The organism is Vibrio sp. 1978, from assembly GCF_033344345.1.
In genome coordinates this window covers 1-11,503 of sequence record NZ_JAWPOP010000047.1, presented here as the reverse complement: position 1 = coordinate 11,503, position 11,503 = coordinate 1, and the positions used below count along the sequence as shown (strand labels likewise).

Sequence of the window (11,503 nt, the reverse complement as noted above, 5' to 3'; positions counted from 1 at the left end):
TTCAGGTAAAGGCAGAGGGTCTGGATATCCCTGTCATTCATGACCTTCAATGCCTGTTGTCTGACTACTGAGAAGGGTTGATTATCATCAATGTTCTCATCCACAAACAGATGCAGTAACTCTGCCGCTTTCGTGACATTGTCCGCGGCTGACTGCCAGGACAGGAACACTGCTTGTTGTGCAAAGGTGTTGGCAGCTTCTTGTTGCTTGCGGATATGGTAAATGAACCCATCAGTTAACCGTTCCAGTGCCAGTTGTATCCGCTCTGTCAGGTGACATAGCAACCATAGATGCTGCTGTGCGCGTTTGAATCGTTTGAGTTTACTACCGTAATAGTTGATGAGCTCACCGAAGTGTTGTCGATTTTTAAGAGACAGATTAAGCCCATCGATAACGCCATTGATTTGCGTGCGCCATGGCGCTAACTGATGATAAAGGGCAAGCTCTTTTTTAAGTTCAGGTACGGTCAGACTTTTTGCACCGCCTCTGAGCTGGTTCAGGCTTAGTCCGTCATCAATGGCTGTTATGCTGTCCAGAAAGACGTGAAGTTCAGGACTGGTGAGTTGATTAAGTTGGTGCGCCAGGTCTTTTCTGACCTGCTGCATCGCTCTGCTTATCAGTCTCTGGAGTACGGTGTACCTAGGGATAGCAATGCTGTGACTGGTTAGGAATTCAATAGCAGTATCAAAGAGGTAACGCGGCTCCAGCCAGGCATTGCCCACCTGAACAAGGTGGTCGAAAAGAGAATTGAAGTGCTGACTTTCGTCCCATTTGTGATAACCAGCAAGGTCTAATACTTTTGCGTAGAGTCGATCTTTTTGTTTTTGTGAGGGAGTGAATGGTCTGAGCCCCTTGCCGCCAAGCAGCTCTTTACTGATGAACATTAAATCCTTAGAAACCTGCGAGTAAGCGATATCTAGGATGACGGGCTTTGATTTGAAGTATCCCAAAATCGCGACAAAGTAACATCTATGAGCTCTGAGACGAATTGACCGAAAAACTGCCAATTCCGCATCGTTCAGAGAAAAGTACAGACATTGTTCTTCGATTGAAAAAATGGGTGGGGAATAAAGATCTGCCTGTTCTGCTCTCGTGAGAATAGTAATTTCGTTTTTGATGGCCATATCAGGGCTGTTCCGTATTAAATGTACGATATTTACCTAATTTGCCACACTTATAAGTAGTAACCCACCTCCGCAGCCATTTATTGGTGTGGTCTACAGAGGATTATGTCTTTTTAGAGGGGAAAATCCCTAGAACCCCATATTGGAACTTCACATTGCTTAAAGCATATGTTCGGGAACATAAAGTAATTTGGTTGAGTTTTGCGTGACGTTGTCACTTGTGTCGTGGTCTAGTTGTATAGATGGTTTACTAAGCCTAGGCTAGGTTAAATGAAAACCATTTGTTAACTAGGTCATGACGTAAGATATTACAGTGTAATGGGAATTACTACCTACCGAAGATGATGAATACTGTTCAAAAAAAACTTGTTTAACGAAGAAGGATAGCATGAACGATAATAAGCCGAGTAAAACTCAAACCTCATTTCTGAGACGTTTGTTAGTTGCATATCTAATTGATAGAGGTTTTAACACTGTCCCAGCAATAGTGGAAGCAACGAATATGCCTCGTAGAACGGCACAGGATACTATCAAAGCTATTCATGAATTGGAGATTAAAATTGAACACACTAAAGGTGGTGAGTTTAAGATAATAGATTGGGGTGCAGTAAATCGTGATTGGATAGAAATTAATCGACAGCACGTGTGTGATGTGCTAAATTATCCGAGTAAATTTGATGATTGAATTACCCCTTAAACGCGATACTTCAAAGAAGTCCCTTCACACTTTCTGATAGTGAGTAATGCCATGATAGGTTTGAGGAATATACATGCCTTGTATTATTGATATTAACCACGATGTGAGTAAGAACAAAGAAAGCCAATGGGTCTCACTATGTGGTAAACACCTTTGGTTTAGTAATGACCCCCACAAAAGTATAGAAAATGCAAAACTAAGCGGAAAACCTATTTGCAAGACCTGTCGTAAGATTGCAGGAATTCCCATGTCTTCGAGAAGAAAACCCGAGGTCGAAGCTCCCTTTAAAATTTACACCGTTGGAGCTGGGGAAATCAAAGAGCGTATCGCAATCAAAGAAACCGATACCGGCTTTCGCACTCAAGGTGGTGATCTACAGTATAAAAACCAGAGACTTGATGCAGGACTTTGGAAAAATATTGGAGGAGATGCTTCAAAGTTAGTGACAACTAGGGAGCTTGAACAAGCGCGAAGCCTAGCTAAACATCAAATAACTATGCTTAAAGAGTATGTATCTAAACTACCGGAATTGATCACTAGTTTGGAGACCAAACTCAGTAAATACGAAGATTAAATATCAATTAATTATACGGATAATTAGCTTAGAACATGAAATCCAATTTCGAGACAAACACTGGTCTTAGGTTTATCTCAAAAGCTGAGACTGCATTTAAGATTCACATCCATACACCCGAAGATAAAATTCTTCATAGATCGGTTGGTTATATCCGTATTGGAGAGAAGAAAGGTCTAAAGAAAGCTATTAGGTTAAGGAACGAAATCGGCATAAAGTTGTGGGGGAAAAAGCTTTGGAAAAGAGTCTTGAATGAGCCTGAACTGTTTACCCGATTACCCCATAGTCTAGAGCCGAAACTAATAGAAAAGAACGCACCTATCAAATCAGACCCTCGAAGAAAAAAACTCCATTATTTGGCCAAGTGGTATGTATATGGTGATGACGGATCATTATCGACAAAGACTACAGTTGTGTCCGTGGAGAAGTATGGAAAGTTAGGGGCGTATAATAAAGCTAAACGTAAACTTACCGAAGTTTATAAAAATGAAATTGAAATATTATCTTACATGGATAGATTTAGTATTACTCTAGCTAAGTGAATGAGAAAATTATTAAAATGAATACGAAAAAATTTGTCGTTTCTACAGAGACAAGCATTGATACAGCCTATCGGCATTTCTGTAAAGCCAAAACAGATGATAGCTTAGACATCATGTTTGAAGGTGCTGAAAAGCAATTGGCAAATTTAGATTGTACTGGAGAGGAGCGCAATCGAGTCTTTCATAACATTTACATTGCATATGGACGTCGACAAGAAGACATCGATGGCGAAAGTACAAGTACAGAATATAAGGCACTGAGAACAGTTGATAAGAGCCTAGCTAATAACAAAAATCTAAGTACAGAAGAGCTACTGGGTGAGGCGCTAAGAGCAATGGAAAATAAGTAATGATCAAAATAGGATTCCCTGTACGCACTTCATTACACAAATTGACGAAACTCTTTACTCAGCTGTTTAACCGATTGTTTGTATACCTTTCAGTTAGCAATTTACCACAAGTAATCTTCATGGGGGCGGCCATATTTGCTCTGTTTAGTGCGGTTTTAAGCTTAACCGAATCGATTAACTATGTTCTTGCTGGGATGGCTAACTATGGCTTCATCGAATTGCTGAGGGTCTTAATCTACATTGCATTCGCTTTCTCTCTGGTAATGAAAATGTGGAAAATTAGTATTACTAGCTTTATCTTGATCATTCTCTTCGGACTAGCTATATCAACTGGCTTATCCAACGGCTGGGGAAGTACATCAATACAGTTAGGCTATGCTCTATCTTCCGGGTTTAAAGGTCTGGCATTGATCCTACTTGGAGGAATTGCTGGTGGTGTTTCAAGATGTCTGTATTGGATCTACAACCGTTGGCCAAAATGATAGTAACCTTAGTGTTGATTTAGAGTAGCTATGAACATAACAAATTGTTCAAGAGTGATTCGGCACGTGTGGCATTTTGACTATGCGTTGGTTTAGGTGATGAAGGTGGTATGCGGCGGCATCAGTATTGCGTTGCTCAAACCTTAATAGGGCGTTTATGCTTAGGAGCAGAAGTTGAGATATTTGGAAGAGTTCGAATTGGCGATTGAGCGCTCAAGGTACCTTAAATTGTCTGATACACGCTTTAAGGCTTTAGATGCGAAATTTTGTAGTGATGAAAACCTTCAAAATTGCTTGGATTTTCTAAATTATCTATATAACCCACTAAAAGACACCGATCTCGTAGGACAGTGTCTAAATATTCATTCTCAACTAATGAAAGCGGTAGAACATTTTTACGGAGCGCCACCAATATTCACTATTGGATCTATTACATTTGATGGAAATAAATATTTTGAGTTAACTGAGGATGATATCAAGTCATCAATTTTAGACTGTTCACCTACCAATATGGCCAATATTCACGCATGGTTGACGTTGCCTTCTATGGAGATACTAGATTTTACGTTTATTTCAACTTACGAGAGTCAAGCTGGAGACAGTGGCTTTCCAAAAGTTGTCAGTCAGTTTGCTGAAAGTCTAAAACCGCACTTTCATTATCACCCAGTGTTGACAGGAGAAGAGAGTCTTTCAAAGTTAGGTTTATCGTCCAGTGGCTAGCACTTGTTCTGAGCTATTGCAATAGCTACCAGCTCGTCACCTCGCTTGCCAGCAGGGATAATAAGTATCAAATGCAACTGGCAGGTAGTTCGATTCCTGTCTTATAGTCACTTAAAGTCCTGGCAATCAGTTCCGACGTTTTATTTACCAGATTAGCTTTATTTTAACTCTACTGTGAGAGAGTAATAAAGTCTCATGCTAAAATAGCCGCGATCGCAATCGATACGCTGCCATTCCTAAATCGAAAATGCCCCGAAGTTTGCCAGACTCTGATTTGGGACACACTTCTTTTGTCATCATTTGACCTATTTTTCCTAATAACAGAATATTTAGTTTGATATAGACTGTTATAGCTTTGGCAGAAATGAGGAAGATATGAACACTAAGGAAACCGAAGAGCTTCAAAGGAATATGGATATTTTTTCAACGCCATTAGATGTTGAAAAGTACATAGATGAAGGGCTAATTAGCCGCTACAAGAATACCAAAACTCAGTTTGTAATCCATTGTTCTAAAGATGAGTTACCTGAAGAAGTCAGTGTACGGGCAAATAAAATAGAAGTCTTAACAAATAAAGATGGTTCCAACGCTCTAGTTTTGGGGCTTGACTTAAAAGTCAGAAAATAGTGCGTGTTGAAAACAGCTATTTTGTAGACAAAATGGGGTTTAAATGTGGTCTGATAAAGAGTCCTCACTAGACTTTTTAAATTTTAGTGAAACTGCCGAATCGATTAAGGATCTAATCACCGAAAAGGAATTGATGCCAATATCTGTTGGCGTTTTTGGGGATTGGGGGGCAGGAAAATCAACAATCTTAGAGCTAACCAAAAAATCAATATCTGAAGAGAAGCAAGACTACATTCAAGTCCATTTCGATGCATGGATGTATCAAGGCTATGACGATGCTAAAGCGGCTCTATTAGAGACAATTGCATCTACCTTGGTAAACCAAGCGAAAGACAACGCCAGCTTGAGCAAGAAGGCTAAAGAGTTTGCAGGACGTGTTGACATCATTAGATCTTTGGGATTATTGATGGATGGTGGTGCAGCTTTAGCTGGCGTTCCCACCATGGGTGGTTTTCAGAAGTTGATGGGGCTATTCAGTGGTGGAGAGGATCGCGAACTAGACTTTGGTGATGCCAAGGATGCAGTAGATGGTGCGAAGCAGATAGCTAAAGATAACAAAGAAATTTTAAAGCCTAAAAAGGCTTTTTCACCCCCAAAAGAAATTAAAGAGTTCCGCAATGCGTACTCAGACTTGTTGAGTGAATTTGATAAACCACTCATAGTCTATGTCGATAACTTGGACCGTTGCTCGCCATTTAATGCAATTTCGACGCTGGAAGCGATACGACTATTTTTGTTTTTACCAAATACAGCATTCGTGATTGCGGCAGACGAAGATATGATCCGCTTAGCTGTGCCGGAATATCACAAGGGAGCTTCGCAGCGCCACCAAACAGACTACCTAGATAAATTAATTCAAATCCCAGTACACGTTCCAAGACCTGGTACTCTAGAAATCAGAGCTTACCTGATGATGTTGACAGCTCAAGATCATGGCGTTACGAGTGACCAGCTTGAGGGGCTTAGGGAAAGCCTAGAGCAGTCTCTTCAGCTATCTTGGAAGCAGTCACCCATATCAGTCGATGAGCTTTTGGACGTTGATAAAGTTCAAGATGTTCAGGGTAAGGACGAACTCAGAAGTAAGTTCATCGTGGCCGAACAACTTGCTCCATTGCTCGCAGAGTCCTCCAATATAAATGGGAACCCTCGAATTGTTAAACGCCTCTTAAATCAGGTGAAAATGAGAAGAAAAACAGCACTCCGTCGTGGTATGCAGCTGGATGAGAAAACCATTACCAAATTGGTGATATTTGAGCGTTGTTTGGGGACTCAAGCAACAAACAAACTGTATCAGTTGATTGATACAGAGAGTGGTTCTCCAAAGATTCTGGCTCAATTGGAAGATCCAGAAGCTGAATTCGATGATATGGATTTACCAGAAGAGTGGAAGCTAGATTTAGCCTTTCTTGACAAGTGGTCGAAGCTACCACCGATGTTTGCAAATGTGAACCTGACCCCAGCGGCATACTTAAGTAGAGAGAGTATCCCCATGGGCCTAGTGAATGCAGTTATGTCCGGCGCTGCTCAAAAGCTTGTGAAGGATTTAATGAAACAAACGGAAAGACTAAGCCATACAAACCAAAATGCCATAGCAGCGACCCCAAGAGAAGACTATTTAGCTGTGATGGATGGACTAATTGAAAACTTCAGGACTGTAAGTGATTGGTCAAAAGCTCCCCCAGGCATATATGGCGCGAGACTACTAGCAGTTGAAGAGCCTAAATGTAAAAAGGCGCTACTAACTTACGTGAAGGGACTGCCAAAGCAAAGGTGGTTGAATGTAATTATCAAGGAATTAGAAAAGTAGGTATTAATGGGTACTTCAGCATCATCAACTGGCCCTAATAACCAGAGCCCACTCATTCCGTCATGGGCTGAACAAAGTCCGCCTGTAACAATTGAGCCAGCTCAAGATACTGGTGGCCCGGACGGGGAAAATCAAGGTGACAAGGAAATCGACAATGAAAAAGTTCAGCAGGAAATCGGCAAACCATCTGGTACTGCCAATCCTGCAAACCGTTTTGCAGGAGCTAGAAGAGAATTCGGGAATTATGCCAAGGCCGGAGGTTCAAGCTCTGATCTAAGGCGAGCACTAAAGAGTTATTCTAAAAAAGGCTCTGGTGGTGGAAAAACCACAAGCCGAAGGTTGGCTAGTGGGATAACGGCTGGTACTGGTTTACTTGGAGTAATGCGTGGAGACACTGTTACTGTCAACAACCAAAGCCTTTCCTTAAATGACTTGAAAGGCCTATCCACTGACCAAGCTATTGATAGAATTGCTTCACATTTGGCTCCTGATAATGCTGACTCAGACTCTGTGAGAATTGCCTTAGATTACGCGCTGGAAGAAGCGCTACCAGATACAGAAGATTTCGATCCAAATAGTTTTACTGAAGAAGTAATCCAACAAGCCATCGGCTGCTATTTAACTGACTTGATTTTCCAAGATGTGGTTGAAGGCATGGGCAGGGCTTGGTTCCACGTAGAACCTGCTAGCAAGCACCATAGCATGGAAGTTGAGCTAAGGGAGCTTATCAAGGTAATAGCTCAGGAGCAGCTAGACAAGGTCACTAATGGCAACCCTAGCAATATCACCAGAAATAACATTACCAAGATTCAAGCTGATACCATCGCAATGACCGTTGAAGAATGGGAGAGTTTCGATGACTAAGTTTTACTTCAATGATAATCCAAACCAACTACCTGAATATTCAGAGTCATGCCACCCTGTACAACTATTCCACACTCACGAATATGATCAAAAAAAACACAGCTTAGCTTCCAGAGGACTACTGCAAACAGTAAGAGACTTGGGAGTTGCTGTTGAGCCTAAGGCAATCGATTTAATTACAATTGCTTCCGCTGTTACCGCAGCAGATACTTTTGAGTTAAGAGAGAAGGCTGAGAATGCTTGGTCAAGGCAAATGCACCTTCACATCCCTGTAAGTGAACCGAATATATGGAATGCAGAAAGCGCTGAGTTGAGTTCAATTTTGAACTTTCTTACTGGCGATCAATGGATGTTCACTTTTGAGCAGACATCAATGGAACTGCCTAAACCTAAGATAAGTAAGCAGGCTAAATATAAAGCCAAAACTCTTCTAGGAAAAAATGCTGTTTGCCTATTTTCTGGCGGTCTTGATAGTGCAGTGGGTGCTATTGATATCCTTAATGGAGAGTCAGAATATAAGCCTCTCTTAGTAAGTCACGCCTATCGTGGAGATGGTGCAAAACAGGAAGAAATTAAGACTTTGTTGTCTTCTCCATTTGCTGAGCTCTCCTATTCAATTTCTCCTCATATAATTAAAACATATGAAGGCAGAACGGACATAAGTATGCGTGGGAGAAGCTTTAACTTCTTGGCGATGGCCGTATTGGGCATTTCCGCACTGAGAAGTGCTAACTGTGATGCCAGTATTAAAACCATTATCGTTCCTGAGAATGGCTATATCTCAATCAATCCACCACTAACTAGAAGGCGAATAGGTAGTCACAGTACGAGAACCACACACCCCAACTTCTTGCAGAGGTTGGAAGAATTGCTGACACGCATAGGTTTTGACGTCAAATTCGTAAACCCTTATCAGTTTAAAACAAAGGGGGAGATGTTGGCTGAGTGCGTTGACCAAAACGCTATTAAAAAAGCCGTACCGCTAAGCGTTTCATGCAGCCACTGGCACAGAGAACACATACAATGTGGGCACTGCTTGCCCTGTCTAATTAGAAGAGCATCTGTTCATCATGCTGGCTTTGATGATGACGCACCATATAAAACAAAGCGATTGAAAACGCTAATTAAAGAGAAGGATACAAGAGACGACCTGCAAGCAGTTCAAACAGCCATTATCCGGTTGAAGCAAACCAATAATTACAAATCTTGGCTACGTAAATCTGGTCCAATCCCACTAGATAAGTCTATACGTAATGCCTTGGAATCAACGCTTAAGCGTGGTTTGATGGAAGTTGAAGTGTTTATACAGGCTAACAAAACATCATGATGGATATGCATTGCCATGTTGATCTATACCCCGAACATCAGAAGGTATTGGATGACATTGAACGCTCAAACTATTACGTATTATCTGTAACAACAGTGCCTTCAGCCTTCGAAGGCACTGTTAATCTCACAAAAGGGCTTAAGCATTGCAAAACCGCTTTGGGATTGCACCCTCAGCTAGCTCATTTAAGGAAAAATGAACTACCAATTTTCGATCGACTTATAGAGAAAACTAAATATATAGGTGAGATTGGACTAGATGGATCAAAAGGCTGGAGAGAGCATTTTGATGACCAATTATTGGTTTTTAATCACATTCTGAAAAAATGTGAGTCATTCAATGATAAAGTTCTAACAATACATAGCCTGAATGCAGTAGACGAAACCTTAATGTGTCTGAAAAAACACCCGAAAGCAGGCATCCCTGTTCTCCACTGGTTTTTGGGGACAAAAAAACAGTTATTAGAAGCTGTCGATATAGGTTGTTATTTTTCAGTTGGACCAGCAATGCTTTTCTCAGCACGTGGAAAGCGACTTATATCTTGGTTACCTAAAGATAAAATTCTTCTAGAAACAGATGGACCTTTTGCGAAAGTTTCGGGAAAAATACTGTTCCCCTCAGATGTTGATACCGTAATTCAGTATCTTTCTAAAGAATGGGAAGTGTCTCAATCAGATACAGTTAGACAGTTGAAGAATAATTTACGTCAATTAGTTGCTAAATGAATACATCTTTGTAGAGATGTTGTGCAATTGGGACCTATAAATGTAGATCTTGAGCTAGCCACCTTGTTAGGTGGAGAAAATATGACCCAAACGAAAAAAAATTATTATGGACAAATCAGAACATTGTAAAGAAGTTTACGCATATTACGGTTTAGCGATGTATCGTGCTCAATGTGTGGAGCAATCGATTATTCAGTTGCTCATCTTTTGTGATTTATACGAAAGAGAGGCAAAGTCTAAGCACACCCAAGAGGAGTGGGAGGCTAAGTTTGATAGCTTTGATCAGGAAGTTAGTGATAAGACGATGGGTAGACTAATAGGACATCTAAAATCTTTAAACGTACTTCAAGCGACTACAGAATCGTTGCTAGCTAAGGCACTCAAGGAACGTAACTTCTTGGGGTTCTAGGGATTTTCCCCTCTAAAGTAACATAGAACGCTACAGGTATTATATTATATGGTCTGTGGCGGTGGGTTACCTTCCAATATTCTGCCATCTTATATAAACACCATCAATCATATTGGCGTTTATTCATCATGGCAATTAGTAATGAACTCTCGATTCTGACTCAGGCAGAACAACGAGACTTGTATTCAGCACCTCAGTTTTCTATTGAGGAACAACGTTTGTATTTTTCGCTAAACGATGTAGAACAGGCCGAATGCCGTACTATCAGGCTTACTAAACATCGTTGTTATTTCGTGGCGCTTCTGGGCTATTTTAAATCTAAGCCAGTGATCATTGCTCCGAGTTTCCGTGATATCAGTATCGACATGCAGTTTATTGCCTCCCAAATTCAAAGAGGTAAAGGGATCAGGCCTTTCAGTGTCAGTAAAATGCAGCGTGACCGTATTTACTCAAGGATACTGCGTCTACTAAATTACAATAAGTGGAATGAAAAACAGCACCTCAATGCTCTGTGCCACCACCTGGTTTACATTGGTCATGCCTGGCTGGAGCCTCGACACCTCTTTGATGCGGCCATTGAATACCTTGCCAGCCATAACATTGCCATTCCTAAGTACTCCGTGCTTCAAAGACTGATAAGCCGCACAATGCAACAGGTCAGAAAAGACCTGACGCTCCAACTGAATCAACTTACCAGTAATGAACTTAACGTCTTTCTGGACAACATAATCACTACTAAAGACGACGGGCTGAGTCTGAGCCATCTCAGGGGTGGTGCCAAAAGTCTGACCGTGCCTGAGCTTAAAAAAGAGCTCGCCATTTACCACCGGTTAGCACCATGGCACACGCAAATAAATGACGTTGTGGACAGGCTCAATCTGTCGCTAAAAAATCGACAACACTTCAGCGGCCTTATTGATTACTACGGCAGTAAAGTGCGGCGCTTCAAACGCTCACAGCAGCACCTGTGGTTACTGTGTCATCTGACAGAGCGCATGCAACTTGCACTGGAGCGCCTGACGGATGGGTTTGTTTACCATATCCGAAAACAACAGGAAGCCGCCAACGCCTTTGCACAACAAGCAGTGTTCCTGTCCTGGCAGTCAGCTGCGGACAATGTCACGAAAGCGGCAGAGCTACTTCACCTGTTTGTTGACGAGAATATTGATGACAATCAGCCCTTCTCAGTAGTCAGACAACAGGCATTGAAGGTCATGAATGACAGGGATATCCAGACCCTCTGCCTTTACCTGAA

The 11,503-nt window shown here is 41.4% G+C and carries 14 protein-coding genes; 13 read left to right on the top strand and 1 reads right to left on the bottom strand.

Going from position 1 to position 11,503, the window contains the following annotated elements; genetic code table 11:
• The coding region (locus R8N49_RS23835) for a DUF4158 domain-containing protein (protein ID WP_225455828.1) at window positions 1–1,124 on the bottom strand (1,124 nt) is incomplete at its 3' end.
• A gap of 388 nt (window positions 1,125–1,512) precedes the next feature.
• On the opposite strand from R8N49_RS23835, the gene R8N49_RS23830 reads away from it, so the two are divergent.
• From R8N49_RS23830 to R8N49_RS23770, 13 genes are all read left to right on the top strand, one after another.
• Entirely contained in the window at window positions 1,513–1,809 is a 297-nt protein-coding gene (locus tag R8N49_RS23830; RefSeq protein ID WP_025634893.1) for a helix-turn-helix domain-containing protein, read from the top strand.
• Between the two features lie 85 nt (window positions 1,810–1,894).
• Window positions 1,895–2,395 carry a hypothetical protein gene (locus R8N49_RS23825; protein ID WP_025634894.1) on the top strand — a complete coding sequence of 167 codons (501 nt, stop codon included), beginning with the start codon at window positions 1,895–1,897 and terminating at the stop codon, window positions 2,393–2,395.
• 35 nt (window positions 2,396–2,430) lie between these two features.
• The gene (locus tag R8N49_RS23820) at window positions 2,431–2,937 is read left to right on the top strand and encodes a hypothetical protein (RefSeq protein WP_029811849.1); all 507 of its coding nucleotides are present in this window, start codon (window positions 2,431–2,433) and stop codon (window positions 2,935–2,937) included.
• Window positions 2,938–2,954: 17 nt separating this feature from the next.
• Window positions 2,955–3,287, top strand: a complete 333-nt coding sequence (locus R8N49_RS23815) for a hypothetical protein (RefSeq protein WP_029811850.1) — start codon at window positions 2,955–2,957, stop codon at window positions 3,285–3,287.
• On the top strand, window positions 3,287–3,769 hold the full coding sequence (locus R8N49_RS23810; protein ID WP_025634898.1) for a hypothetical protein: 483 nt from the start codon (window positions 3,287–3,289) through the stop codon (window positions 3,767–3,769). Before R8N49_RS23815 ends, R8N49_RS23810 begins: the two co-directional genes overlap by 1 nt.
• A gap of 228 nt (window positions 3,770–3,997) precedes the next feature.
• Window positions 3,998–4,489, top strand: coding sequence for a hypothetical protein (locus R8N49_RS23805; RefSeq protein WP_139351521.1), 492 nt, complete (start codon window positions 3,998–4,000; stop codon window positions 4,487–4,489).
• Between the two features lie 375 nt (window positions 4,490–4,864).
• Window positions 4,865–5,116 (top strand): hypothetical protein, encoded by a 252-nt coding sequence (locus R8N49_RS23800; RefSeq protein WP_025634901.1) that lies wholly within the window; start codon window positions 4,865–4,867, stop codon window positions 5,114–5,116.
• Window positions 5,117–5,159: 43 nt separating this feature from the next.
• Window positions 5,160–6,923, top strand: coding sequence for a P-loop NTPase fold protein (locus R8N49_RS23795; protein ID WP_025634902.1), 1,764 nt, complete (start codon window positions 5,160–5,162; stop codon window positions 6,921–6,923).
• A gap of 6 nt (window positions 6,924–6,929) precedes the next feature.
• Window positions 6,930–7,787 carry a hypothetical protein gene (locus tag R8N49_RS23790; RefSeq protein WP_054574966.1) on the top strand — a complete coding sequence of 286 codons (858 nt, stop codon included), beginning with the start codon at window positions 6,930–6,932 and terminating at the stop codon, window positions 7,785–7,787.
• Complete coding sequence (gene qatC / locus R8N49_RS23785; RefSeq protein ID WP_025634087.1) at window positions 7,780–9,114, top strand: Qat anti-phage system QueC-like protein QatC; 1,335 nt, start codon at window positions 7,780–7,782, stop codon at window positions 9,112–9,114. Before R8N49_RS23790 ends, qatC begins: the two co-directional genes overlap by 8 nt.
• Complete coding sequence (gene qatD, locus R8N49_RS23780) at window positions 9,111–9,839, top strand: Qat anti-phage system TatD family nuclease QatD (protein WP_025634089.1); 729 nt, start codon at window positions 9,111–9,113, stop codon at window positions 9,837–9,839. Before qatC ends, qatD begins: the two co-directional genes overlap by 4 nt.
• A 106-nt stretch (window positions 9,840–9,945) precedes the next feature.
• Window positions 9,946–10,248, top strand: coding sequence for a hypothetical protein (locus R8N49_RS23775; RefSeq protein ID WP_077284361.1), 303 nt, complete (start codon window positions 9,946–9,948; stop codon window positions 10,246–10,248).
• Between the two features lie 128 nt (window positions 10,249–10,376).
• Window positions 10,377–11,503, top strand: a 1,127-nt coding sequence (locus tag R8N49_RS23770) for a DUF4158 domain-containing protein (RefSeq protein WP_206926118.1), incomplete at its 3' end; no start/stop codon positions are given.